This is a genomic window from Streptomyces sp. NPDC047706, from assembly GCF_043204795.1.
Lineage (GTDB): Bacteria > Actinomycetota > Actinomycetes > Streptomycetales > Streptomycetaceae > Streptomyces.
Genome location: NZ_JBIDCW010000001.1, coordinates 203,032 through 226,283, shown reverse-complemented (window position 1 = coordinate 226,283; position 23,252 = coordinate 203,032). Strand labels below are relative to the sequence as shown.

Here is a 23,252-nt window from a genome sequence, read left to right as displayed (position 1 = left end):
ACCAGCTCACCCGGAACGGCGCACCGACCGCCCCGCTGTGAAGAACGAGCGCGCGTGCCCAGCGGCACGAACGAGCCGCCGGAAAAGGCGACAAAGCCATTCAGTGGCATTGTCGCGGCCGTTCCGCCGTCACGTCAGCCTCATTCGCGACCGCCCGCTGTGGACTGCGCCACGTTGCGCGTCCTCGGGTTCTGCCGTACCACACCCACCCCAAAACGAGCGGGTTTTCCGGACATTGACCGACGAAGCGCCGGGCGTCCGAGTGCGGTACAACGATCGGCCAGCCTACCGCGCGCGGTACGACAACCGGATCACGGGGCGCGATCGGGCAGTACCCCGGTGAGCAGGAACGCGACGCTCCGCTCCTTCTCGGTCCAGGCCCGGGTGTCGAGTTCCACGGACTGCAGCAGGGCGCACTCGACCTCGTAGCCGTGCTCGGTGAGGTCACGGCCGACGATCTCGGCCGCGTCGCGGGTGGCGGCGTGGGTGACGATCCGCTGCGGGCGTCGGTCGGCGACCGCGGAGACCACGGCAGCTCCCCCGCCGCCGACCCGCACGACATCGGGTTCGGGCAGGTTCTCCAGGACGTGCGGGGCGGTGCCGTGGACGATCTGGAGCTGGACCGCGAAGTGGCGTGCGGCGGCGTCGGTGCGGGCGCACGCACCGCGGTCCCGGTCGACGGCGATGACGGCGGCACCGGCCCGGGCGGCCTCGGTGGCGAAGGCGCCGCTGCCGCAGCCGATGTCCCACACGAGGTCGCCGACGCGGGGGCCGAGCCGGGCGAGTTGGGCCGCGCGGAGCGGCTCGGTCTCCCCCTCGCCCAGGGCACCGCCGTACGCCCCGGGCGGCAGGGTCCAGCCGCGCGGGCCGGTGCCCGGGTCGCGGCCGGCGATCCAGCCGCCGCCCTCCTGCGCCGCGGCCGGGCCGCCGATGACGATCACGACGTTCGGGTTGCGCCAGGTGTGGTCGGCGGCCTTTTCGGACGTGACGACGGTGACCTGCTCGCGGGCGGTGCCGAGTTCCTCGCAGATCACGAATGTGCGGTGGACGCCGTCGAGGAGCAGACCGAGTTCGGCGGGGCCGGCGCCGGGGGCGGTGAGGACCGCGACCTTGGTGTGCGCGCGGCATACGTTCACCGCGCGTCGCAGGGTGCGGGGGTGTGCGACGACCACCTGGGCGTCGTCCCAGGGCATGCCCGCGCGTGCGAAGGCGGCCGCCACGGAGGAGACGGCGGGGACGACCTCGACCTCCAGGCCGAACTCGGGGGCGCGCAGGGTGGGTACCACCCCGAAGAAGCCGGGATCGCCGTCGGCGAGCACCACGGCGGTGCCGCGATGGGCGGCGATCCGGCGGGCGGCGAGGGCGAGGCTGCCGAGCCGGACGCGCTCCGCGGTGGGCGGCACCTCGGGCAGCAGCAGATGGTGTCCGGCACCGGCCACGAGGGTGGCGGCGCCCAGCGCGGCGCGTGCCGCGGCGGTCAGTGGAGAGCCATCCCAGCCGATCACCGTGACCCGGTCGGCCATCGTCGTCAGTCTCCTGGGGGTTTGCGCAGGTCGTCGGGCGCATCCCGGGGGCGGGCGCGCTCCGTGAGAGTACCTGGTGGCGTCCGGGCGCGCTCGGGCGCCTTCCCCGCCGCTCTCAGTTCCAGTCCGGGTACGACGTGAATCCGCCGGTGTCCGCCAGCCGCTCGCCCGCGCCCTCCAGATCCTCGGGCAGCAGGCTCCACACGATGTAGTCGGTGCGCACCTCGGTCCAGCCTCCCTCGCCGGTGCGGGCGCGCGCTATGCAGGCGCCGCGCAGGACGCCCTCGCTGATGCAGCCGATCTTCTGGGCCACCTGCTGGGAGGCGGTGTTGTCGGCCGCGGTGCGCAGCTCGATGCGCTCGAACTTCTGGTCGTGGAAGAGCCATTGGGCGGTGGCGAGCGCGGCCTCGGAGGCGTACCCCTCGCCGCGGGCCCAGGGGGCCACGACGTACGACAGCTCGGTGGAGCGTACGTGCCAGTTGGTGCGGGTCAGCTCGATGACCCCGACCAGGCGCTGGGTGAGGAACTCGGTGACGGCGAGGGCGACGCCACGTCCCCGGGCGCGTTCGGCGGGGACGTGCCCGGTGATCCAGGCGTGGGCGCTGTCCTCGGTGAAGGGCAGCCGTACGTCGGTCCAGGCGACGACCTGTTCGTCGTTCATCATCTCGGCGAGGGCGGAGACGTCGTCCTCGTCGAGCGGACGCAGCACCAACCGCTCCGTGCTGATGGAGATGGTGGGGAAGGTGCTCGTCATGACGCCGCTCCGTAACCTTCGAACCGTCAGGCCTGCTGAACTGCCCAGCATGCAGCATGAAAGCACTCAACCACACACCCGGGGTCCACTCCGTGTGAGGGAGCGGACCCCGGGTGCGGACGACGCGGGACGGGGCTCAGAAGGAGGCGATGACCGAGCCGGCGTACTCCTTCTCGATGAACTTCCCGACCTCGGGGGAGGTGAGGAGATCGGCGAGCTTGCGCACGCGCGGGTCGTCCTCGCTGCCCTCCTTGACGACGAGGAGGTTGACGTTCGGGTTGTTCTCAGGGGACTCCAGGACGAGGGCGTCCTCGGCCGGCTTGAGGTCGGCCTCCAGGGCGTAGTTGCCGTTGATCACTGCCGCGTCGACGTCCTTCAGGGAGCGGGGCGTCAGAGCCGCCTCCAGCTCCTTGAACTTGAGGTTCCTGGGGTTCTCGGTGATGTCGGCGGTGGTGGCCGAGGTCCCCACGCCGTCCTTGAGGGTGAGCAGGCCGTTGGCGGCGAGAAGCTGCAGGGCCCGCGCCTCGGTGACGGTGTCGTTCGGGACGGCGATGGTCGCGCCGCTCTTCAGGCCGCCGACCTTGTCGGTCTTCTCGGAGTACAGGCCGAGCGGCTCGAGGTGCACGGAGGCGACGGACACCAGGTGGGTGCCGTTCTTCTTGTTGAAGTCCTCGAGGTAGGGCTCGGTCTGGAAGTAGTTGGCGCCCACCGAGCCGTCCTCGGTCGCCGTGTTCGGCGTGACGTAGTCGGTGAACTCCTTGACCTCGAGGTCCAGTCCGGCCTTCTCGGCCAGGTTGTCCTTCACGTAGGTGAGGACCTGGGCGTGCGGGACGGGCGTCGCGGCGACGACCAGCGGTCCGGAGGTGCCGGAGGCGGCGTCCTGGCCCGAGCCGCAGGCGGTGAGCCCGAGAGTGAGAGCTCCGGCGGCGAGGGCGACGGTGGTGATCTTGGCGGTGTTATGCACGAAAAGTGCCTTTCCTTCAGGGTGGTGCGACCCCGCGGTGGTGTGCGGGGAGTTCCTGGGTGCGGCTAGGCGACCTTGCCGACGTCGCCGGCGGCCGGCTCCTTCGCCCTCAGCAGGCGGAGCTTGGGGCCGGGACCCGAGTGGGCGCCACGGTGGTGCAGCGAGCGGGCCGCGAGGTCGCCGGCGAACTGGATGAGCGAGATGACGACGGCGAGGACCGCGACGGTGATCCACATCAGGCCGGTCTCGAAGCGCTGGTAGCCGTAGCGGACGGCGAGGTCGCCGAGGCCACCGCCGCCGACCGTGCCGGCCATGGCGGAGTAGCCGATGAGGGCGATGACCGTGGTCGTCGTGGAGGCGATCAGGGAGGGCAGGGCCTCGGGGACGAGGACCTTGCGGACGATGGTCCAGGTGTTGCCGCCCATCGACTGGACCGCCTCGACCAGTCCGTGGTCCACCTCGCGGACAGCCGTCTCGACGAGGCGGGCGAAGAACGGGATGCCGCCGATGGCGAGCGGCACGATCGCGGCCTCGCTGCCGATGGTGGTGCCGGTCACCCAGCGGGTGAAGCTCATCAGCGCCACCATCAGGATGATGAACGGCAGCGAGCGGCCGACGTTCACGACCTGACCGATGACCTTGTTCAGCGCGGTGCTCTGGAGCAGGCCGCCCTTGTCGGTCAGGACGAGCAGGACGCCGATCGGCAGGCCGGCCACGACGGCGATCAGGGTGGACCAGCCGACCATGATCAGCGTTTCGGTACAGGCCTGCTCCAGCAGGGGCTGCATCTCGGACCAGGTCACTTGGCACCTTCCTTCACCACTACCGGCTCGGCGCCGACGACATCGATCTGCAGCCCCTGTTCGCGCAGGAAGCCGATCGGCACGACGTTGTCCTCGAAGCGGCCGGGCAGTTCGATGCGCATCCGGCCGACCTGGAGACCGCCGACGGTGTCGATGGCGGCGCCCAGGATGGAGATGTCGATGTTGTACGTACGGGCCAGCTGGGAGATGACCGGCTGGGTGGCGGACTCGCCGTGGAAGGTGACGTCGAGGACGGTGCGGTCGTCGGCCGAGGCCTCGCCGCCCACCGGGAAGAGCGCGGAGGCCAGCTCCGAGCCGGGGGTGGCGAGCAGTTCACCGACCGTGCCGGACTCGACGATGCGGCCCTTCTCCATCAGGGCGGCCGAGTCGCAGACGCTCTTGACCACGTCCATCTCGTGCGTGATGAGCAGGACGGTCAGTCCGAGCTGCCGGTTCAGGTCGCGCAGCAGCTTCAGTATCGAGCGGGTGGTCTCGGGGTCGAGGGCGCTGGTGGCCTCGTCGGAGAGCAGGACCTTGGGGTCGCCCGCCAGGGCGCGGGCGATGCCGACGCGCTGCTTCTGGCCGCCGGAGAGCTGGGCGGGGTAGGCCTTGGCCTTGTCGGAGAGGCCGACCAGGTCGAGCAGTTCGAGCGCCTTGAGGGACCGCGCCTTCCCCGCCTTGCCGAGGATCTCCAGCGGCAGCTCGACGTTGTCCTGGACGGTCCGCGAGGACAGCAGGTTGAAGTGCTGGAAGACCATGCCGATGGTGCTGCGTGCCCGGCCAAGTTCCCGGCCCGCGCGCGGGCCGCGTCCGGCGAGCGCGGTGAGGTCCTGACCGGCGACGGTGACCGTGCCGGAGGTGGGGCGCTCCAGGAGGTTGACGCAGCGGATCAGCGAGGACTTGCCGGCACCGGACTGGCCGATGACGCCGAAGACCTCGCCCTCGCGGACGTGCAGGTCGACGCCGTCCAGGGCGGTGACCTCGCGGCCGCGTGAGCGGTAGACCTTGGTGAGGCCCGAGGTGGTGATCACGTGGGTTTCCGTCACTGTCGAGTACGCGGGCGTGGGTGTGCCCGGGTACGGAGGAGAAGAGGTGCGCGAGGCAGATCGGTCACGTACGGCGGAGGAGGTACGGACATGCCACGGCGGCTCGCTTCGGGGCGCGAGGCTCAGGGGGTGCGGGGGCCCTCTAGAAGGCGCACATTCGACGACACATACAGCCGGCGCCGGGCGTCATGGTCGCCTCGGTCGCAGGGATGCGGCTGTTCGTCGTGGTCATGCGATCAGTAAAGCAGACGGGCGAACCCGACCAGGAACCCGCTGTCCGCATTGCGGACAGCGGTGGACGGGCGTCGGTCCGGGCGGAGATCTCCACGCCGTCGGCAGTGACCAGTACGGACAGGGCCGACAGGTTCTCGACGACCAGGTCCGCGGTCAGTTCGTGGGCGGGGTGGGTTGTGGCCAAGGCCACGGTGGTCATCCCGGCGGCGCGCCCGGCCCGCAGACCGGCCGGCGCGTCCTCGAAGACGACGCAGGCGGCCGGGTCGACGCCCGGTGAGCGGGCGGCGAGCAGGCAGGGCTCCGGGTCGGGCTTGCCGCGGGTGACGTCGTCGGCGGCGATCAGCGTCCTGGGCAGGATGCCGACGGCGTCCAGGCGGGCCTCGGCCAGGCGGCGGGTGGCCGAGGTGACGACGGCCCAGCGGTCGGCGGGCAGGGCGGTGAGGAGCACCCCGGGGGCGGCCGCATCAGGCCTTTTGGCCCGTAATAGGGTCAGCCCATGGTTGATGCCCTGACGGTGGCGACCGCGGTCGCCGCGCTGTTGCTCGGCGCGTGGTGCGGCTGGGCCGCCTACCGCGACCAGCCGACGAAGGACTGGCACTTCATCGGGATGGCCGTGGTGTCGCTGCTTGCCCTGGTGCAGCTGGTCGTCGGCATCGTGCAGCTGGCGCGGGGCGAGAAGCCCGCCCAGGGGACGACCATCTTCGTGGCGTATCTGCTGGGGGCGTTCGCCTGCGTCCCCGCCGCCGGGTTCATGTCGCTGGCCGAGCGGTCGAAGTGGGGTTCGGTGACGGTTGCCGCCGGCGGTGTGGTGCTGGCCGTCCTGGAGGTGCGGCTCCATGACATCTGGGGAGGCTGAGGTGGCGGGAGTGACGAAGTCCCGGCTGATCAGCGGGCCCGGGATACTGCTGGTGTGGCTGTACGGCGTGATGGTCGTCGGCGCCGTGTCACGGTCCGCGTACCAGATCGCCACGGAGTTCGGCCGTGCGCCGCTCGCCTACGCGCTGTCGGCGCTGGCGGGGGTGGTGTACGGGTTCATCACCTACACGCTGGTGCGCGGTGGGGAGACGGCCCGCAGGGCGGCGCAGGTCTGCTGCGCCGCCGAGTTGGCGGGTGTGCTGGTGGTCGGCACGTGGACGCTGGTCGAGCCGTCGGCGTTCCCGGACGCGACGGTATGGTCCGACTTCGGCATGGGCTACCTGTTCATCCCGGTGCTGTTGCCGGTGTCGGCGCTGTGGTGGTTGCGCAAGGCGCGCGGCGAACAGGCGGGCTGAGCACCGCCGACGGGCGCCGGCTCGCGGGGGGCCGGTCGCGCGGCCCCCGCGCCGCCGGGGGCGTTACGGCTCAGGCTGTCGCGACGAAGGCGCCCGCCTGCTTCTCCAGGACGATCATGGGTACGCCGTCCGCGCCCTTCGACGTGCCCACCGTCTCGTAGCCCACCTTGCGGTAGAGGCGGAGGTTGCCCTCGCTGCGGTGGCCCGTGTGGAGGCGGAACTTCCTGGCGCCGCGCTGCTCCGCGAGGGCCGACTCGGCCGCGCGCAGGAGGCGGGCGCCGATGCCGTGGCCCTGGAGACGGGGGTGGACACACAGGCGGCCGATGGAGGCGGCGCCGTCGTCGGTGATCGCGCCGCGCACCGAGCCGATCACCTCGTCGCCGAGCCGGGCCACGAAGACGCAGTCGTCGGCGACCTCCTGACGGACCGAGGCGAGGGTCTGGACGAGCGGGTCGATGCGGTAGTTGCCGTACAGCGCCGCCTCGCTCTGGAAGCACAGGTACTGCAGCTTGAAGATCTGCTCGACGTCCTGGTCGGTCGCCTCGGAGATGATCACGCTCATGCCCATGTGTGCACGCCTCCCGCTCACCTGTTGCCTGTTGTCCCCCACTCCTATCCCCGTGCTCCGCGAGCCGCAACCTCCGCGGCGAGCAATCGCCGCAGACATCCCAGACATCTGGAACGTTCCGGTCCCAGACTCCCCTGTGAGATACCCAACTCCCCCGCGATCTCCCGGTATGTGAGGTCCTTGGGGGACATCAGCGCGTCCAGAACGGCGGGGCAGCGGCCGGGCAGCCGGCGCACCGCCTCGCGCAGGGCACGGGCCCGGCCGGCGGTGACGGCGAGCTGCTCGGGGGTGCCGCCGGACTCGTCGGCGGGTTCGGTGCCGTAGGGGCGCTCGTGCCGGTGCGTACGACGGGAGCGGCGGGCCTCGGAGCGGACGGCGCGGCGCAACCAGCGCTCGGGGTCGCGGGGCGGGCCGCCGGAGTGCAGCAGTTCCAGCAGGCGGAGCCAGACCGCCTGTTCCAGGTCGCCGGGTTCGGTGCCGGCGGCGTGCGCCTCGGCCGAGGCCTCGGCGGCGAGCAGGGGACGCAGGGCGGTGAGCAGGTCGGGCGTCATATGCGGCACGACGCGGCCGCCCGGGCTGCGGGTTGCCCGGGCGGCCGGTTGTCACCCCGACCGGGGTGGGACGGTTCAGCCGTTGACGAAGTCCTCGCGGGCCAGCAGGCCGGTGTCCGGCTGGTCGGTGAAGATGCCGTCGATGCCCGTGGCGAAGTACGCCCGGTAGGCGCCGAAGACGTCGCCGTAGGCGTCCGCGTCGGTGCCCTTGCGGAAGTTCGCCGGCAGGAACGGGTTCTCGTTGCGCAGCGTCCAGGGGTGCAGCTTGAGGCCGACCTTGTGGGCGTCGGCGACGAGGGTGGTCGGCCGGGTCAGGTTGCCGGCGGCGTCCTTCGGGATGACCAGGTCGAGGGTGGGGCCGATGCCCTGGGCGTAGGAGGCGATCTCGCGCAGCCCGGCCGGCTTGATCAGGTCGGCGACGGTGCGCGGGTCACCGCTCTCGACGAAGTCCCAGGGGCGGGTGCTCGCGCCGGACAGCAGTACCACGAGCGGGTTGTCGACCAGCTTGTGCAGGCGCTGGATGCTGGTCGGCTCGAAGGACTGGAGGATGACCGGCGAGTTCCAGCGGTCCCTGCGGTACTTGCGCAGCAGCTTGGCGACCCGTTCCTCCAGGGGCAGGCCCAGCTTGCGGAAATAGGTGGGGTGCTTGAGCTCGGGGTAGATCCAGACCTGCTTGCCGCGGCCCCGGCTCTGCTCGTCCTGCCACTGGAGCACCTCTTCGAAGGCGGGGATCTCCCAGCGGCCGTCGTAGAGGGTGTTGTGCGGGCGGTTGGCCGGGATGCGCTCGGTGGCGCGCAGGGTCTTCAGCTCGGCGAGGGTGAAGTCCTCGGTGAACCAGCCGGTGGTCGAGACGCCGTCCAGGACCTTGGTGGTCCTGCGGCCGGCGAACTCGGGGTGGTCGGCGACGTCCGTGGTGCCGCCGATCTCGGGCTCGTGGCGGCAGACGAGGTGACCGTCCTTGGTGGGCACCAGGTCGCCGGCCTCGACGACGTCGGCGCCCATGTCGAGGGCCAGCTGGTACGAACCGAGGGTGTGCTCGGGCCGGTAGCCGCTGGCCCCGCGGTGAGCGACGATCGTCGGTACGGGCAGGCTCTTCATTCCTCGGCCTCCATGACGCGCGTCGGCTCTCGCCGAGCCGGACAGACCGAGGACGGCTCCGCCCGCGCCGAGCACCGCGGCACCCAGAAGCGCCCGTCGACCGGTGTGCGCCTGCTCCTGCGGCTGCTCGTTCGACTCCTGCGTTGCCATCAGCGGCCTCCTTGCCGTGAATGTCGTGGGTGCTGGCAGATGGTAGGGCTGTCGACGTGTCAGCCGGGAGGCTTCGTTTCGAACGCGCGGATGACGACGGATGTCGTATGAGGACCGTAGGTTCGGCGGAGGTGACGGCCCGTCGGCTTCAGGGGCGCGGCCCGGGGTAGCCGGTCGGTACCGGCTCCACGCGATGTCGGTCACATCGTCGCGGCCAGGTTACGCGTAGGCTGCGACACGCCACCGCAGGTGAACGCACGTCAACAGTGCGTAAGACCTCGGTGAACCCGATGTCCCCGATGTGCGTCTGTCCGGGGGCCGCGAGTATCGTCCTCACCTGCACAGACTCATACCGAATCCGTTGACCCCGGAGGGCCCGTTGTCCCGCTTCGCGCTCATCAAGGCAGTGCTCGGTCCGATCATGCGCCTGATGTTCCGCCCTCGGGTGGAGGGTGTGGAGCACATCCCGGGCGACGGTCCGGTGATCCTGGCCGGCAATCACCTCACGTTCATCGACTCGATGATCCTGCCCCTGGTCTGCGACCGCCAGGTGTTCTTCATCGGCAAGGACGAGTACGTCACCGGCAAGGGCCTGAAGGGCCGGCTGATGGCGTGGTTCTTCACCGGCGTCGGCATGATCCCGGTCGACCGCGACGGCGGCAAGGGCGGGGTCGCGGCGCTGATGACCGGGCGCCGGATCCTGGAGGAGGGCAGGGTCTTCGGCATCTACCCCGAGGGCACCCGCTCCCCCGACGGCCGCCTGTACCGGGGCCGCACCGGCATCGCCAGGCTCACCCTGATGACCGGGGCGCCGGTCGTCCCGTTCGCGATGATCGGCACGGACCGGATCCAGCCGGGCGGGGCCGGGTTCCCCCGGCCCGCCCGCGTCACCGTGCGCTTCGGTGAGGCGCTGGAGTTCTCGCGGTACGACGGCATGGACCGGGACCGGTATGTGCTGCGGGCCGTGACGGACTCGGTGATGACCGAGGTCATGCGGCTGTCGGGGCAGGAGTATGTGGACATGTATGCGACGAAGGCCAAGGAAGCGGCGTAGCTCCGCTGGTTCGGCCGGGGGGGGGGCGGGGGGGCGCGTTGTTGCGGTTCGGGTGCGGGTCCGCCGTGGCTGGTCGCGCAGTTCCCCGCGCCCCTTCAGGCCGGCCGGGGCCCCCGGCGCGTTGATACCTCCGCGGTGCCGGTCCGCCCGGGCTCGTCGCGCAGGTCCCCGCGCCCCTTCAGGCCGGCCGGGGCCCCCGGCGCGTTGATACCTCCGCGGTGCCGGTCCGCCCGGGCTCGTCGCGCAGGTCCCCGCGCCCCTTCAGGCCGGGCGGTCAGGCGGGTGTTGTGTCTTCCAGCTTCTGGCCGCGGAGCAGGAACCAGGCCGCCGCAGCTGCCGCCAGCAGGACCGTCGCGCCCACGCCTGAGGCGAGGGTCAGACCGTCGACGAAGGACTGGCGGGCCGCTTCCAGCAGGGCGTCGGACGTCCCGGCCGGGCGGCCCGCGGCCACCTCGACGGCGCCGCCGAGTGATTCGTGGGCGGCCTCCGGGGTGCCCGCCGGTGCGGTGAAGCCCTTGTAGACGCCGGTCACGATCGAGCCGAGCAGGGCGATGCCGAGGGCGGCGCCCAGTTCGTACGCCGTCTCGGAGACGGCCGACGCGGCGCCCGCCTGCTCCTTCGGCACGGACGCGAGGATCACGTCGGCGGTCACCGTGAACGAGAACCCGGCGCCGACACCGACGACCAGCAGCGCGGTGCCGAGCAGCGGGTACCCGGTGTGCTGGCCGATCAGCGTCAGGGCGCCCAGCGCCAGGCCGACGGCGGCGAGTCCGCCCGCGACCACGGCGCGCACCGAGTACCGGCGGGCCGCCCGGCCCGCGACCAGACCGGCCGCCACCGCGCCGAGGGCCGCGGGCAGTTCGGCCAGGCCGGCCTCGAACGGGCGCCTGCCCTGCACCAGTTGCAGGTACTGCGAGAGGAAGAAGACCAGGCCGGACATGCCGAGGATGGTCAGCAGGTCGGCGAGCACCGCGCCGCTGAAACCGCGGTTGCGGAACAGGCGCATGTCCAGCAGGGGCGCCGGCAGGGTGAGCTGACGCCGGACGAAGCCGTGGAGTGCGGCGGCGCCCAGCAGGCCCGCGGCGACGGCCTCCGCGCCGAGCCCGTGGGTCGCGGCCTCCTTGACCGCGTACACCACGGCGATCATGCCGATCAGCGACAGCAGGACGCTGAGCAGGTCCCAGGGGCCGGGGCTGGCGTTCTTCGACTCGGGCAGCAGCTTGATGCCGACCAGGACGAGCACCGCCATCACGGGCAGGTTGATCAGGAAGACCGAGCCCCACCAGAAGTGCTCCAGCAGGAAGCCACCGGCGATCGGGCCCACCGCCGTACCGGCCGAGGCGGTGGCGCCCCAGATGCCGATGGCGAGGCTGCGCTCGCGCGGGTCGTGGAAGAGGTTGCGGATCAGCGCGAGGGTGGCCGGCATCAGGGTCGCGCCCGCGACGCCGAGCAGCGCCCTGGCCAGGATCAGCATCTCCGGTGTGGTCGCGTAGGCGTTGAGCACGGACACCGCGCCGAAGGCCGTGGCGCCGATCAGCAGGATCCGCTTGCGTCCGATGCGGTCGCCGAGGCTGCCCATGGAGACGAGGAGACCGGCGATCACGAAGGAGTAGACGTCACCGATCCACAGCAGTTGGGTGCCGGACGGGCTCAGGTCCTCCGATATGTAGGGGGTGGCGAGGCCGAGCACGGTGGCGTCGACGGCCACCAGCAGCACGGCGAGCACGAGTACGGACAGCGCGAGCCAGCGGCCCGGGCGCTTCACCGCCTCGTTCGCGCTTGCCGGCCGCAGGGTGCTGGTCATGATTCCTCTCTCCGTGTCGCGCCGCCGAGCAGCAGCTCGACGATCATCTTCTGGAAGTCGTTCGCGGCGACCTTGCCGTCGTGGACGGACCAGGCCCCGGCGGCGATCAGGCCGTAGAGGGCCTCGGTGAGCCAGGCGGGGGTCAGGTCGATGCGGAACTCCCCGCCGTCCTGGCCCCGCCGGAACAGCGCCGCGATCCGGGCGTCGAGCCGGGCCCAGCCCTCGTTCTGCTCCTCACCCTCGAACAGTTGGTTCTCGGTGTAGAGGAAGGAGACGAGTCCGGCCGCGGGCTCGATCTCCCGCACCAGGCGCCGTACGGCGTCACTCGCGCTGCCCTCGTCCAGCCGGGCCGCCTCCAGGGCGGCCTCGCACTCCGCGAGGCCGAGCGCCTCCAGCGCCCTGACCAGGGCGTCGCGCCCGGCGAACTGACGGTGCAGCGTGGCCCGGCTGATCCCGGCGGCCTTCGCGACCTCGTCCATGGTCGCGGTGGATTTCCGGGTCAGCAGGGCTGCGGCAGTGCGCAGTACGTGCTCTCTGTCGACAGCCATGAGACGAGCATAACCCATATGAGACATTCATGTCTCATGTGGTGCGCGAGTGATTCACGTCCCGTGGTCGCGGGTGGTCTCAGGTACCCGGAGGGAAGGCGGGTCTCAGTGCCAGGGCAGCTGCCCGCGCCGCTCCCAGTAGACCCGCGGGTCCTCGGCGAGGACGGCGAGTCGTGCCAGCTGGTCCTCGTCGAGGTCCACGACGGCGGCGTGCAGGTTGGACGCGAGCTGGCCGGTGGTGGCGGCACCGGAGAGGACCACGCCCGCCCACGGCTTGCTCAGGATCAGTGCGAGGGCGACGGCATCGACACCCAGCCCCGTCTCCGCGGCCACGGCCTTCAGCCCGCCCGGCGCGTACGGCTCCGCGAGCCGGCCGTTGGCCATGCCTTCCTTGACGATCACAGTGAGCCCGGCGTCGTGCGCCTCGGCGAGGGCGTGGGCGGCCGAGGTCTCCAGGGCGTTGAACGTGGCCTGGACGGTGCGGAACAGGGGCTCGCCGTCGACCGTCACCTCCAGTGCCGCCCGGACCGCCTCGGCCTGGGCGGGGCCGCTGGTGGAGAAACCGATGGTCAGGCCCTGGGCGGCGGCCTCGGCGAGTTTGGCGTGCAGATCCTTGTCGGTGAGGGCGGGGCTGTCCGGCGTCACCGAGTGGATCTGGTAGAGGTCGAGCCGGTCGCCGAGCAGTTCGGTGCTCTGCGCGCGCTGCCGCTCGAAGGTGGCGAGGCCGTGGTCCTTGACCTCGTGCTGCTCGGCGTCGGTGGACCAGCCGGCGGTGTAGGTGTAGCCCCATTTGCTGCCCACGACGATGTCGTCGATCTCGGGGTGGGCGTTCAGCCAGCCGGCGAGGAACTCCTCGGAGCGGCCGTAGGAGCGGGCGGCGTCGACGTAGCGCACGCCCTGGGCGTAGGCGGCGTCGAGGAGTTCGTGGGTGCGGGCGCGCAGCGTCTCGACGCCGCGGTCCTGGCCGAGGTCGTGGTCGCGGCCGAGGTTGATGTAGCCGGGGCGGCCGACGGCGGCGAGGCCGAGTCCGATGTGGCAGGTCGGGGTCGTCGCTGTTGCCAGTCGGGCGAAGGGCATCGCGGGCTCCGTTCGGTCGGTTCCGGTACGGCTTGCGACCAACGTAACCCGCGATGACCTTCGGCCGGCGCCTCAGCGCCCGGTGCGAACGGGGCCTGTGCGGGTGCGGGTGCGTCGTGGCCCGCCGCGCAGTCGCCCTCGCCCCCTCTCAGGTGCGGTCCGCCCAGCGGTGCTGGGCCGCCACGTCCTGCTTCACCTCGGTCAGCTGGACCGCCACCGCGCTCGGCGCCGTGCCGCCCCGGCCGTTGCGGGAGGCGAGCGCCCCCGGGACGTCGAGGACCGTCCGCACCTCCGGCGTCAGATGGGCGGAGATCTTCGCGAACTGCTCGTCGGTCAGCTCGTCCAGCTCCTTGCCCTCCGCTTCGGCGGCCTTCACGCACTCACCGGCCACCTCGTGCGCGACCCGGAAGGGCACACCCTGCCTCACCAGCCACTCCGCGATGTCCGTGGCGAGCGAGAAGCCGGCCGGGGCGAGCTCCTCCATGCGCTCGCGGTGCACCGTGAGCGTGGCCATCATGCCGGTGAAGGCGGGGAGCAGGATCTCCAGCTGGTCGATCGAGTCGAAGACCGGCTCCTTGTCCTCCTGGAGGTCGCGGTTGTACGCGAGGGGGAGGGCCTTCAACGTCGCCATGAGACCCGTCAGGTTGCCGATCAGGCGACCGCTCTTGCCGCGCGCCAGTTCCGCGATGTCCGGGTTCTTCTTCTGCGGCATGATCGACGAGCCGGTGGAGAAGGCGTCGTGCAGGGTCACGAAGGAGAACTCCTTCGTGTTCCAGATGATGACCTCCTCGGCGATCCGGGAGAGGTTCACCCCGATCATCGCGGCGATGAAGGCGAACTCGGCGACGAAGTCGCGCGACGCCGTGCCGTCGATGGAGTTGGCGGCGCTGCCGTGCTCGAAGCCGAGGTCCTTCGCGACCGCCTCCGGGTCCAGGCCCAGACTGCTGCCCGCGAGGGCGCCGGATCCGTACGGCGACACGGCCGTCCGCTCGTCCCACTGGCGCAGGCGCTCGGCGTCCCGGGACAGGGACTGCACATGCGCGAGGACGTGGTGGGCGAACAGCACCGGCTGGGCGTGCTGGAGGTGGGTGCGGCCGGGCATGGCGACGTCCGGGTGGGCCTCGGCGAGGCCGATCAGGGCGTCCTGGAGGTCGGCGATCAGGCCGCCGACGACACGCGCGTGGTCGCGCAGGTACATCCGGAAGAGCGTAGCGACCTGGTCGTTCCTCGACCGGCCCGCGCGCAGTTTGCCACCGAGGTCGGGCCCGAGGCGCTCCAGCAGGCCACGCTCCAGGGCGGTGTGCACGTCCTCGTCGGCGATCGTGCCGACGAAGTCGCCCGAGGCCACGTCCGCCTCGAGCCGGTCCAGCCCGTCGAGCATCCGGCTCAGCTCGTCGTCGGCGAGCAGGCCCGCCTTGTGGAGCACGCGCGCGTGGGCACGCGAGCCGGCGAGGTCGTAGGGCGCGAGCCGCCAGTCGAAGTGGACGGACGCGGACAGCTTCGCCAGGGCCTCGGCGGGACCGTCGGCGAAACGGCCGCCCCAGAGCCGTACGTCACCGCTGTTGCTGCTCACTTGCGTTGCTCCTCGGGATGTGTGGGTGCCTCAGCCGTCCGTGTGGCCGCCGCTGTGCGACCGCCTCCCCACCCTTGCAGGCGGGGAGGCGGCTGTCAGTCCGATGCGTGCGTGGTGACCCGAAGGCCCGACCCGGTCAGGCGAGGTCGCGCTTGGCGGCGATCTTCGACGACAGGCTGTAGATGTCGATGAAGCCCTTGGCCGCGGACTGGTCGAAGGTGTCGCCCGTGTCGTATGTCGCGAGGTTGAAGTCGTACAGCGAGGCCTCGGAGCGCCGGCCCGTGACGACGGCGCGGCCGCCGTGCAAGGTCATCCGGATGTCGCCGGAGACGTGCTGGTTGGCCTCGTTGATGAAGCCTTCCAGGGCGCGCTTGAGCGGGGAGAACCACAGGCCGTCGTAGACCAGCTCGCCCCAGCGCTGCTCGACCTGCCGCTTGTAGCGGGCCAGCTCGCGCTCGACGGTGACGTTCTCCAGCTCCTGGTGGGCGGTGATCAGGGCGATCGCGCCGGGGGCCTCGTAGACCTCGCGGGACTTGATGCCGACGAGGCGGTCCTCGACCATGTCGATCCGGCCGATGCCCTGGGCGCCGGCGCGCTCGTTGAGCTGCTGGACGGCCTGGAGCACGGTGACGGGCTTGCCGTCGACGGCGACCGGGACGCCCTCCTTGAAGGTGATGACCACCTCGTCGGCGTCACGCTGGGTCGCCGGGTTCTGCGTGTACTCGTAGATGTCCTCGATCGGCGCGTTCCAGATGTCCTCCAGGAAGCCCGTCTCCACGGCGCGCCCGAAGACGTTCTGGTCGATCGAGTACGGGGACTTCTTGGTGGTCGCGATCGGGAGGTTCTTCTCCTCGCAGAACGCGATGGCCTTGTCGCGGGTCATCGCGTAGTCACGGACCGGGGCGATGCACTTCAGGTCGGGGGCGAGGGCGACGATGCCGGCCTCGAAGCGGACCTGGTCGTTGCCCTTGCCGGTGCAGCCGTGGGCGACCGTGGTGGCGCCGTGCTTCTGGGCGGCGGCGACGAGGTGCTTGACGATCGTGGGCCGGGAGAGGGCGGAGACCAGCGGGTAGCGGTCCATGTAGAGGGCGTTGGCCTTGATCGCCGGGAGGCAGTACTCCTCGGCGAACTCGTCCCTCGCGTCCGCGACCTCGGCCTCGACGGCACCGCAGGCGAGGGCGCGCTTGCGGATGACGTCCAGGTCCTCGCCGCCCTGGCCGACGTCCACGGCAACGGCGATGACCTCGGCGCCGGTCTCCTCGGCGATCCAGCCGATGGCGACGGAGGTGTCCAGACCGCCTGAGTAGGCGAGTACGACGCGCTCGGTCACGGGTTTCTCCTCACACTGCATTCGCTGACATGCATGAGTATGCAGGAGTCTGCATGACTCGTCAATCCAGACGCGTGACGGGTCGGGCCGGGGCCGGGCCACGGCTCGGGTTCGGGGCTCGGAGTCCGGGGCTCGGAGTTCGGGGCTCGGAGTTCGGGGCTCGGAGTTCGGGGCTCGGGCCTCGGGCTCGGGCTCGGGCTCGGGCTCGGGCTCGGGATTCGAGACTCGGGCTCGGGATTCGAGACTCGGGCCTCGGGCTCGGGATTCGAGGCTCGGGCCTCGGGGCTCGGGGCTCGGGATTCGGGGCTCGGGGCTCGGGGCTCGGGGGTGAACATCCCAAGCCCTTTCCGCGTACTCCCCGTCGGACGCCCGCGGCTCGGCGCAGGCGATGGTCGCCGCGATCGGCCGCCCGAGGGTCACCCCACCGGCCGCCTGCACGCTCACCACGTGACGTGACAGGCGCCGTGGCCGCCCCGCTCGAGCGCCGGCCGGGGCGGCCACGGTCAGGCATCTCGCGGAATTTCTCAGCCGGCCGAACCAGTCTCGCGGACAATCACATGCCATGGGAAAGACGCATGAGCGCATAGACGGCAGGCTCCGTTCGTTCATCGAGGAGCAGCCCCTCTTCTTCACCGCGACCGCCCCGCTCTCCGGCGAGGGCACGGTCAACCTCTCCCCCAAGGGCCTGAAGGGCTCGTTCGTGGTGCTCGACGAACTCACCGTCGCCTACCTCGACTTCGCCGGATCGAACGCCGAGACGGTCGCGCATCTGCGGGAGAACGGACGGATCACCCTCATGTGGTGCGCCTTCCAGGGCCCGCCGAACATCGTCCGGGTGCACGGGCGCGGGGAGCCGGTCTTCCGCGACGACCCCCGCTTCGGGGACCTGCTCGCCCATTTCCCGGACATCGACCCGAGCGCGCACGGACTGCGCGCGGTCATCGTCGTGACGGCCGAACTGATCCGGGACAGCTGTGGCTTCGCGGTGCCGCTCATGACGTACGACAGCGATCGCGAGCTGCACGGCCGCCGCTTCGCGCGCGAGGACACCGCGTCGCTCAGCGCGTACTTCGCGGGCAAGGACCACATCGCCACGAGCCTGGACGGACTGCCGGGGGTGCCGCTGCCGCTGGCCCCGGCGAGCTACGACGGCCGTCCGGTGTGATCCCGCCACGCAGCCTTGGGCCGGCGCGCCGTCCCATCGGGTCCGGGGTGACCTCCGGGCCCGAACGGACCATCCGAACTGACTGTGCGCGAAGCCCCCGTTAGCGTCGGGACATGCGCCCCGCCGTCGCCGCCGCCGCGTCCGTCCTCGTCTGCGCCTGCCTCCTCGGCGCCGCCCCCGCCGAGGGGGACGCGCTGCCCGACCGCATGGCCGACACCGGCGGCGGCAGCCAGCTGATCACCGCCGTGGCGCCCGCAGCCGGCGCGACGAAGGGGACGGTGACCTGGTGGGACCGGCGGGACGGGCGGTGGGTCGCCGCCGGTTCGGCCCCGGCCAGGTTCGGGGCGAACGGGCTCGTCGAGGGGGCGACGCGCAAGCAGGGCACGAACACCACACCGACGGGGCTGTTCACCCTGCCGTACGCCTTCGGCATCAAGGCGGCGCCACCCGGAACGACGTACAGGTACCGGCCGGTGCTCCAGGACTCCTGGTGGTGCCAGGACAACGACTCCGGCGCCTACAACCGCTGGACAGAGCCCCGCCCCGCCGACTGCCGGGCGAAGGAGGCGGAGCACCTCGTCTCGTACGGGCCGCTGTACGCCCATGCGCTGGTCATCGGCTTCAACTACGACACACCGGTGCGCGGGCGCGGCGCCGGCATCTTCCTGCACGTCAGAGGCGCGGGCCCGACGGCCGGTTGTGTGTCGGTGCCCGAGGACGCGATGCGCCGGATCCTGCGGTGGGCGAAGGCCCGGGGCCGGCCGCACATCGCGGTGGGGACGCGGAGCGGGGCGACCGCGATCACCCGGTACTGACTGAACGCACCGCCGCCACCGCACGTATCTGTGGGTCAAGGGACCACGACGAACCGTTGCCCCCGTCCCCGGAGGAACCGTGACCACCACGCTCGCAGGCGGCCGCGCCGCCCGGCGTCAGACCATGCGCCGTATCCGCCCGCGCCGCTCCCCCGCCGTCCCGCTGCTGCTCGCCGTGTGGGCCGGTGCCGCCGCGGTGCTGTGGCTGTGGTGGCAGAACACCCCGTCCGTCGCCGACACCACCGGGCGGATCCTCAACGCGGGCCGGATCACCGGGCTGCTCGCCGGGTATCTGATGGCGCTGGTGGTGCTCCAGATGGCCCGGGTGCCCGCGCTGGAGCGGCGGGTGGGCTCCGACCGGGTGGCACGCTGGCACGCGATGACGGGGCGGTACACCCTGAGCCTGGTCGTCGCGCACGTGTTCCTCACGATGTGGGGCTACGCCCTGCAGGCCGGCAAGACCCTCGGGGACGTCGTCCAGCAGACCGTAGACTCCGTGAACCAGCTGCCGGACATGGGCAAGGCCGCCGTCGGCACCGGACTGCTGGTGCTGATCGGCCTCGTCTCGATCGGGCCGGTCCGCCGCCTGATGCCGTACGACACCTGGTACCACGTGCACCTGATGACGTACGCGGCGGTCTACCTGACGTTCTGGCACCAGATCAGCGCGGGGAACGACTTCGCCGTCCAGCCCGCCGCGAAGACGTTCTGGTACGGGCTGTACGGCGTGGTCACCGCGCTGGTGGTGTGGTTCCGGGTCATCACCCCGATCCGGCTGAACATGCGGCACCGGATGCGGGTCGAGGCGGTCGTCGAGGAGACGCCCGGAATCGTGTCGGTGCTGATCGGCGGGCGGAAGCTGCACCGGATGGGCGCGGAGGCGGGGCAGTTCTTCCGGTGGCGGTTCCTGGCGCCCGGCATGCGGTTCAGCTCCCACCCGTACTCGCTGTCGGCGGCGCCCCGCCCCGGCATGCTGCGGATCACCGTGAAGGCGATCGGCGACCACAGCACCCGGCTGCGCGAGCTGGAGCCCGGTACCCGGGTCTGGGCCGAGGGGCCGTACGGCGCCCTGACCGCCCAGCGGCGCAGCCGCGGGAAGGTGCTGCTGGTCGCGGGGGGCGTCGGGATCACGCCGATGCGGGCCCTGTTCGAGACGCTGCCGGGCGCGAGCGGTGACATCACCCTGCTGTACCGGGCCAACAGCACCCAGGACCTGGCCCTGTGGGGCGAGCTGGCGAAGATCGCCGACGAGCGGGGCGCCCGGCTGATGTACGCGGTCAACAGCCCGGACGGGGAGCGCCCGGACATCTCCGCTGAGTCGCTGGAGCGGAAGATCCCGGACATCGACCGCCATGACGTCTTCCTGTGCGGGCCGCCCGGCTTCGCGCAGACCGTGTACGAGGCACTGCGCGGCGCGGGGGTCCCCGCCCGCCGTATCCATCACGAGTCGTTCGAGATGTGAGCGACGGGTCATCAGGAGACCGGCGAACCATGAAGAAGAGCCACCCCATCCGGCGTGCCGTGCTCGCCACCGCCGCCACCGTGTCCGGCATCGTGCTGCTGCTGTCGCTGAAGCCGGCGAGCGATCCCGGCTCCGCCGCGGCCGCGGTACCCCAGCAGCCCCCGGGCGCGGCGGCGCCCCAGGGCGGCGCGCAGGCCGCGGGCACCGCCACCGTCGACGGCGCGGTGGTGCAGACGCAGTACGGTCCCGTGCAGGTGCGGCTGACCGTCAGCGGCGGGAAGGTCACCCGGTCCGAGGCCGTGCAGGCGCCGAGCGGCGGCCGGAGCAGCCAGATCACCGCCGACGCCGTGCCCGAGCTCAACCAGGCCGCCGTCGCCGCGGGCAGCGCCGACATCGACGCGGTGTCCGGAGCGACGTACACCAGCGCCGGCTACCGGCAGTCCCTCCAGTCGGCCCTGGACAAGGCCCTGGCGGGCGGCGGCCAGGCCGGGCAGGGATCGGGCGACGCACAGGCCGCACGTACCGTGACCGGGGCGGTGGCGGAGACGCAGTACGGGCCCGTCCAGGTCCGGATCACCGTCACCGGCGGGAAGGTCACCCGGTCCGAGGCCGTGCAGGCGCCGAGCGGCGGCCGGAGCAGCCAGATCACCGCCGACGCCGTGCCCGAGCTCAACCAGGCCGCCGTCGCCGCGGGCAGCGCCGACATCGACGCGGTGTCCGGAGCGACGTACACCAGCGCCGGCTACCGGCAGTCGCTGCAGTCGGCCCTGGATCAGGCCGGTGGCTGAGCCGGTGACGGAACCCGCGCAGGCTCCCGCCGCGGTACGCCGTGCGGAGGAGGCGATGGGGACCGTCTTCTCCTTCGACGTCCGCGGCGGGGACCCCGGGGCCGTGCGCACGGCCCTGGAGACGGCCGTCGCCGGACTCCACCGGATCGACGCGGTCTTCAGCACCTATCGCGAGGACAGCCAGGTGTCCCGGCTGGGACGCGGGGAGGTCACCCTCGGGGAGTGCGATCCCGAGGTGGCCGAGGTGCTGGAGCTGGCGGCCGAGGCGGAACGGGTCAGCGAGGGGTGGTTCAGCACGACGTTCGAGGGCCGGCTCGACCCGACCGGGATCGTCAAGGGCTGGGCCGTCGAGCGCGCGGCGCGGCTGCTGGCGGCCGCCGGGGCGAGCGGGGTCAGCGTGAACGGCGGCGGGGACGTTCAGCTGCTCGGCGTGCCGGGCCCGGAGCGGCCCTGGCGGGTCGGCGTGTCGGACCCGCTGCGGCCGGGCGGGCTGGCGGCGGTCGTCTCCGCGGCCGGCGCCGGCGAACTGGCCGTCGCGACGTCCGGCACCGCCGAGCGTGGCGCCCACATCGTGGACCCGCGCACCAGGAAGTCGGCGGTGTCGGACCTGCTTGCGGTGACGGTCGTCGCCCCCAGTCTGACCTGGGCTGACTGCTGGGCGACGGCCGCCTTCGTGCGGGGCGCGCGCGACGGCCTGGCCTGGCTGGAGTCCCTGCCGGACGTGGAGGCACTGCTGATCACGGCCGGGGACGAGGTGTGGTGCACCGGTGGCCTGGCGGGGTGGCTGGGGTGAGCCCGGCGCTCAGGCCGAGGCGCGGACCAGCCAGCACGCGGCCGTGAATCCGGCCTCCGGCCCCCGCACGTACGGGGCGAAGGCGGTGTGGAGGGCCTCGACGACCCGTGCCCTGGTCGGCTCGCCCACCTCGTGCAGGACACGGCCCACGGGGCCGAGCAGCGTGAAGTAGCGCTCCAGGTCCTTCTCCGGCATCGTGCACCTGACGTCGAGCGGCTCCACGGCCGCCCCCGACCAGCCGCTCTCCGCGAGGAGGCCGCGCACCCGCTCCGCCCGCGCGAACGCGAACTGGCCCGGCCCGTCGGGGTCACGGGCCGGCAGGTTCGGCAGCAGCGGCCCCGCGGCCCGCTCGGCCGTCGTCATGAAGGGGTTCTCCTCGGGTCCGCGCCAGACGATGAGCCGCAGTCCCGCACCCGGACGGGCGGCACGCCGCAGATTCGCGAAGGCGCCCGCGAAGTCGTCGAAGAACATCACACCGAACCGCGAGACGATCAGGTCGAAGCAGGCCGGTTCGAAGGCGTGGGTCGCGGCGTCTGCCTGGACGAAGCGGACCGGCACGTCCTCCCGCTCGGCGCGCGCCCGGGCGGCCTCGATCATCGGCTCGGCGATGTCGACACCGACGCAGGTGCCCCGCGGGCCCGCTCGCCGTGCCGCGGCGACGGTCGTGGCGCCCGTGCCGCAGCCGACGTCGAGGACGTGGGCGCCGGTGCCGACCGGCTCGGTGAGCAGCGGCTCGAACGGCTTGAGCAGCTGGTCGAGCACATCCTGCGCGGCGACCCAGTTGCGTCCCGCGACCCCGCCCCACAGCGCCTTCGGCGCCTGCGCGTCCCGGTGTTCGGCGGTCATGGCCGTCTCCCTTCGCTTGCCCTCGTCGTGCCGTAGCCGTACGGTGCCACGGCAAGTCGACTTGAGGTCAACAGCATGCCGGGTCCGGACACGGCGGAGGTGGCGCGGCGTTCCGGCGTCCCCGCCTCCACCTTGCGTTTCTACGAGGAGGAGGGCCTGATCGCCTCGGTCGGCAGACGGGCCGGCCGGCGGGTCTTCGATCCCGGGGTCTTCGAGCGGCTGGCTCTGATCGCGATGGGCCGCGCGTCGGGTTTCTCGCTCGACGAGATCGCGCTGATGTCCGCCCCGGACGGACGGCCCCGGCTCGACCGGGGACGCTGACGGCGAAGGCGGACGAGCTGGACCGGACGCTCCGTCGTCTGACCGCCATGCGCGACGGCCTGCGGCACGCGGCGGACTGCCCCGCGCCGAGCCATACGCAGTGCTCCACGTTCCGCCGCCTGCTGCGGGCGGCGGAAGCGGGATCCCTGAACGCGCCGGAGGAGGGGCTCAGTGGCCGTTCTGCGCCAGCCGCAGCAGGTGGTCGGCGAGTGCCTGGCCCCCGTCCGGCCGGCGGCTGATCAGCATCAGTGTGTCGTCGCCGGCGATCGTGCCCAGGATGTCGTGCAGTTCGGCCTGGTCGATCGCCGACGCGAGGAACTGGGCGGCGCCCGGCGGGGTGCGCAGCACCACGAGGTTGGCGGACGCCTCGGCGGAGATGAGCAGTTCCTGGGACAGGCGCCGCATCCGCTCCTCCTTCGCGGACTCCCCGAGCGGCGCGCGCGGCGTGCGGAAGCCGCCTTCGCTGGGCACCGCGTAGATGAGGTCGCCGTCGGTGTTGCGGATCTTCACCGCGTTCAGCTCGTCCAGGTCGCGGGAGAGCGTCGCCTGGGTGACCGTCAGCCCGTCGTCGGCGAGCAGCTTCGCCAGCTGGCTCTGGGAGCGCACGGGCTGCCGGTTGAGGATGTCCACGATCCGGCGATGGCGTGCGGTGCGGGTCTGCGGCACCGCGGGCCCGTTGACTCCCGCCTGCTCATTGTCCTGCGCCTGGCTCAT

Annotated in this window: 24 protein-coding genes and 1 pseudogene; 9 read left to right on the top strand and 16 right to left on the bottom strand. The window is 72.0% G+C overall.

The features are described from left to right. Positions 1-311: 311 nt before the first annotated feature. From cbiE to ACGF8A_RS01065, 6 genes and pseudogenes are all read right to left on the bottom strand, one after another. A complete protein-coding gene (gene cbiE, locus ACGF8A_RS01090; protein ID WP_393102886.1) occupies positions 312-1,523 on the bottom strand; it encodes a precorrin-6y C5,15-methyltransferase (decarboxylating) subunit CbiE in 1,212 nt (403 codons plus the stop codon). Between the two features lie 115 nt (positions 1,524-1,638). Next, positions 1,639-2,277 carry a GNAT family N-acetyltransferase gene (locus ACGF8A_RS01085; protein WP_393102884.1) on the bottom strand — a complete coding sequence of 213 codons (639 nt, stop codon included), beginning with the start codon at positions 2,275-2,277 and terminating at the stop codon, positions 1,639-1,641. A 136-nt stretch (positions 2,278-2,413) separates the two neighbouring features. After that, positions 2,414-3,241, bottom strand: coding sequence for a MetQ/NlpA family ABC transporter substrate-binding protein (locus ACGF8A_RS01080; RefSeq protein WP_393102882.1), 828 nt, complete (start codon positions 3,239-3,241; stop codon positions 2,414-2,416). Positions 3,242-3,306: 65 nt separating this feature from the next. Next, positions 3,307-4,044 carry a methionine ABC transporter permease gene (locus tag ACGF8A_RS01075; protein WP_393102880.1) on the bottom strand — a complete coding sequence of 246 codons (738 nt, stop codon included), beginning with the start codon at positions 4,042-4,044 and terminating at the stop codon, positions 3,307-3,309. After that, entirely contained in the window at positions 4,041-5,075 is a 1,035-nt protein-coding gene (locus tag ACGF8A_RS01070; RefSeq protein ID WP_393102878.1) for a methionine ABC transporter ATP-binding protein, read from the bottom strand. The genes ACGF8A_RS01075 and ACGF8A_RS01070 overlap by 4 nt, the downstream gene beginning before the upstream one ends. Before the next feature lie 325 nt (positions 5,076-5,400). Further along, positions 5,401-5,922 (bottom strand): annotated as a pseudogene (locus ACGF8A_RS01065) (HAD-IA family hydrolase); the annotation flags it as partial. On the opposite strand from ACGF8A_RS01065, the gene ACGF8A_RS01060 reads away from it, so the two are divergent. Beyond that, positions 5,821-6,180: a hypothetical protein gene (locus ACGF8A_RS01060; RefSeq protein WP_393102876.1), complete on the top strand. Its 360-nt coding sequence runs from the start codon at positions 5,821-5,823 to the stop codon at positions 6,178-6,180. The pseudogene ACGF8A_RS01065 and the gene ACGF8A_RS01060 overlap by 102 nt on opposite strands. Beyond that, on the top strand, positions 6,161-6,595 hold the full coding sequence (locus tag ACGF8A_RS01055; protein ID WP_393102874.1) for a hypothetical protein: 435 nt from the start codon (positions 6,161-6,163) through the stop codon (positions 6,593-6,595). Before ACGF8A_RS01060 ends, ACGF8A_RS01055 begins: the two co-directional genes overlap by 20 nt. Before the next feature lie 70 nt (positions 6,596-6,665). Here the strand turns inward: ACGF8A_RS01055 and ACGF8A_RS01050 are convergent, their stop codons facing one another. From ACGF8A_RS01050 to ACGF8A_RS01040, 3 genes are all read right to left on the bottom strand, one after another. Beyond that, a complete protein-coding gene (locus tag ACGF8A_RS01050) occupies positions 6,666-7,163 on the bottom strand; it encodes a GNAT family N-acetyltransferase (protein ID WP_393102872.1) in 498 nt (165 codons plus the stop codon). Positions 7,164-7,207: 44 nt separating this feature from the next. After that, positions 7,208-7,714 (bottom strand): RNA polymerase sigma factor, encoded by a 507-nt coding sequence (locus tag ACGF8A_RS01045; protein ID WP_393102870.1) that lies wholly within the window; start codon positions 7,712-7,714, stop codon positions 7,208-7,210. Positions 7,715-7,789: 75 nt separating this feature from the next. Beyond that, positions 7,790-8,962 (bottom strand): glycerophosphodiester phosphodiesterase, encoded by a 1,173-nt coding sequence (locus tag ACGF8A_RS01040; RefSeq protein WP_393102868.1) that lies wholly within the window; start codon positions 8,960-8,962, stop codon positions 7,790-7,792. A 379-nt stretch (positions 8,963-9,341) separates the two neighbouring features. On the opposite strand from ACGF8A_RS01040, the gene ACGF8A_RS01035 reads away from it, so the two are divergent. Continuing rightward, positions 9,342-10,016 carry a lysophospholipid acyltransferase family protein gene (locus ACGF8A_RS01035; protein ID WP_393102866.1) on the top strand — a complete coding sequence of 225 codons (675 nt, stop codon included), beginning with the start codon at positions 9,342-9,344 and terminating at the stop codon, positions 10,014-10,016. A 274-nt stretch (positions 10,017-10,290) separates the two neighbouring features. On the opposite strand, the gene ACGF8A_RS01030 is transcribed toward ACGF8A_RS01035, so the two are convergent. The 5 genes from ACGF8A_RS01030 to ACGF8A_RS01010 all read right to left on the bottom strand — a co-directional run bounded on the left by ACGF8A_RS01030 (position 10,291) and on the right by ACGF8A_RS01010 (position 16,348). Beyond that, on the bottom strand, positions 10,291-11,820 hold the full coding sequence (locus tag ACGF8A_RS01030; RefSeq protein WP_393102864.1) for an MFS transporter: 1,530 nt from the start codon (positions 11,818-11,820) through the stop codon (positions 10,291-10,293). After that, positions 11,817-12,368 carry a TetR/AcrR family transcriptional regulator gene (locus ACGF8A_RS01025; RefSeq protein ID WP_393102862.1) on the bottom strand — a complete coding sequence of 184 codons (552 nt, stop codon included), beginning with the start codon at positions 12,366-12,368 and terminating at the stop codon, positions 11,817-11,819. The genes ACGF8A_RS01030 and ACGF8A_RS01025 overlap by 4 nt, the downstream gene beginning before the upstream one ends. Before the next feature lie 105 nt (positions 12,369-12,473). Continuing rightward, positions 12,474-13,445 (bottom strand): aldo/keto reductase, encoded by a 972-nt coding sequence (locus ACGF8A_RS01020; RefSeq protein ID WP_393102860.1) that lies wholly within the window; start codon positions 13,443-13,445, stop codon positions 12,474-12,476. 148 nt (positions 13,446-13,593) lie between these two features. Beyond that, entirely contained in the window at positions 13,594-15,018 is a 1,425-nt protein-coding gene (argH, locus tag ACGF8A_RS01015) for an argininosuccinate lyase (RefSeq protein WP_393102858.1), read from the bottom strand. A 136-nt stretch (positions 15,019-15,154) separates the two neighbouring features. After that, positions 15,155-16,348, bottom strand: a complete 1,194-nt coding sequence (locus ACGF8A_RS01010) for an argininosuccinate synthase (protein WP_393102856.1) — start codon at positions 16,346-16,348, stop codon at positions 15,155-15,157. Between the two features lie 562 nt (positions 16,349-16,910). Here ACGF8A_RS01010 and ACGF8A_RS01005 point away from each other — a divergent pair. The 5 genes from ACGF8A_RS01005 (at position 16,911) to ACGF8A_RS00985 (ending at position 21,371) form a co-directional block, all read left to right on the top strand. Next, positions 16,911-17,513 (top strand): pyridoxamine 5'-phosphate oxidase family protein, encoded by a 603-nt coding sequence (locus ACGF8A_RS01005; RefSeq protein WP_393102854.1) that lies wholly within the window; start codon positions 16,911-16,913, stop codon positions 17,511-17,513. 113 nt (positions 17,514-17,626) lie between these two features. Beyond that, positions 17,627-18,328 carry a L,D-transpeptidase gene (locus ACGF8A_RS01000; protein WP_393102852.1) on the top strand — a complete coding sequence of 234 codons (702 nt, stop codon included), beginning with the start codon at positions 17,627-17,629 and terminating at the stop codon, positions 18,326-18,328. 79 nt (positions 18,329-18,407) lie between these two features. Beyond that, complete coding sequence (locus ACGF8A_RS00995) at positions 18,408-19,790, top strand: ferric reductase-like transmembrane domain-containing protein (RefSeq protein ID WP_393102850.1); 1,383 nt, start codon at positions 18,408-18,410, stop codon at positions 19,788-19,790. A gap of 29 nt (positions 19,791-19,819) precedes the next feature. Further along, complete coding sequence (locus tag ACGF8A_RS00990; RefSeq protein WP_393102848.1) at positions 19,820-20,578, top strand: FMN-binding protein; 759 nt, start codon at positions 19,820-19,822, stop codon at positions 20,576-20,578. Continuing rightward, positions 20,571-21,371 carry an FAD:protein FMN transferase gene (locus ACGF8A_RS00985; protein ID WP_393102846.1) on the top strand — a complete coding sequence of 267 codons (801 nt, stop codon included), beginning with the start codon at positions 20,571-20,573 and terminating at the stop codon, positions 21,369-21,371. Before ACGF8A_RS00990 ends, ACGF8A_RS00985 begins: the two co-directional genes overlap by 8 nt. A 9-nt stretch (positions 21,372-21,380) precedes the next feature. Here the strand turns inward: ACGF8A_RS00985 and ACGF8A_RS00980 are convergent, their stop codons facing one another. Continuing rightward, positions 21,381-22,217, bottom strand: a complete 837-nt coding sequence (locus ACGF8A_RS00980; protein ID WP_393102845.1) for a class I SAM-dependent methyltransferase — start codon at positions 22,215-22,217, stop codon at positions 21,381-21,383. Positions 22,218-22,292: 75 nt separating this feature from the next. Between ACGF8A_RS00980 and ACGF8A_RS00975 the strand changes: the two genes are divergently transcribed. Beyond that, positions 22,293-22,538, top strand: a complete 246-nt coding sequence (locus tag ACGF8A_RS00975; RefSeq protein ID WP_393102843.1) for a MerR family transcriptional regulator — start codon at positions 22,293-22,295, stop codon at positions 22,536-22,538. A gap of 168 nt (positions 22,539-22,706) precedes the next feature. Here the strand turns inward: ACGF8A_RS00975 and ACGF8A_RS00970 are convergent, their stop codons facing one another. After that, the gene (locus ACGF8A_RS00970; RefSeq protein WP_393102841.1) at positions 22,707-23,252 is read right to left on the bottom strand and encodes an arginine repressor; all 546 of its coding nucleotides are present in this window, start codon (positions 23,250-23,252) and stop codon (positions 22,707-22,709) included.

Coding starts and splice junctions, on each gene's coding strand:
- cbiE (WP_393102886.1), bottom strand. CDS start 1,523: ATGGCCGACCGGGTCACGGTGATCGGCTGGGATGGCTCTCCACTGACC.
- ACGF8A_RS01085 (WP_393102884.1), bottom strand. CDS start 2,277: ATGACGAGCACCTTCCCCACCATCTCCATCAGCACGGAGCGGTTGGTG.
- ACGF8A_RS01060 (WP_393102876.1), top strand. CDS start 5,821: ATGGTTGATGCCCTGACGGTGGCGACCGCGGTCGCCGCGCTGTTGCTC.
- ACGF8A_RS01055 (WP_393102874.1), top strand. CDS start 6,161: ATGACATCTGGGGAGGCTGAGGTGGCGGGAGTGACGAAGTCCCGGCTG.
- ACGF8A_RS01050 (WP_393102872.1), bottom strand. CDS start 7,163: ATGGGCATGAGCGTGATCATCTCCGAGGCGACCGACCAGGACGTCGAG.
- ACGF8A_RS01045 (WP_393102870.1), bottom strand. CDS start 7,714: ATGACGCCCGACCTGCTCACCGCCCTGCGTCCCCTGCTCGCCGCCGAG.
- ACGF8A_RS01040 (WP_393102868.1), bottom strand. CDS start 8,962: ATGGCAACGCAGGAGTCGAACGAGCAGCCGCAGGAGCAGGCGCACACC.
- ACGF8A_RS01030 (WP_393102864.1), bottom strand. CDS start 11,820: ATGACCAGCACCCTGCGGCCGGCAAGCGCGAACGAGGCGGTGAAGCGC.
- ACGF8A_RS01025 (WP_393102862.1), bottom strand. CDS start 12,368: ATGGCTGTCGACAGAGAGCACGTACTGCGCACTGCCGCAGCCCTGCTG.
- ACGF8A_RS01020 (WP_393102860.1), bottom strand. CDS start 13,445: ATGCCCTTCGCCCGACTGGCAACAGCGACGACCCCGACCTGCCACATC.
- ACGF8A_RS01005 (WP_393102854.1), top strand. CDS start 16,911: ATGGGAAAGACGCATGAGCGCATAGACGGCAGGCTCCGTTCGTTCATC.
- ACGF8A_RS01000 (WP_393102852.1), top strand. CDS start 17,627: ATGCGCCCCGCCGTCGCCGCCGCCGCGTCCGTCCTCGTCTGCGCCTGC.
- ACGF8A_RS00990 (WP_393102848.1), top strand. CDS start 19,820: ATGAAGAAGAGCCACCCCATCCGGCGTGCCGTGCTCGCCACCGCCGCC.
- ACGF8A_RS00980 (WP_393102845.1), bottom strand. CDS start 22,217: ATGACCGCCGAACACCGGGACGCGCAGGCGCCGAAGGCGCTGTGGGGC.
- ACGF8A_RS00975 (WP_393102843.1), top strand. CDS start 22,293: ATGCCGGGTCCGGACACGGCGGAGGTGGCGCGGCGTTCCGGCGTCCCC.
- ACGF8A_RS00970 (WP_393102841.1), bottom strand. CDS start 23,252: ATGAGCCAGGCGCAGGACAATGAGCAGGCGGGAGTCAACGGGCCCGCG.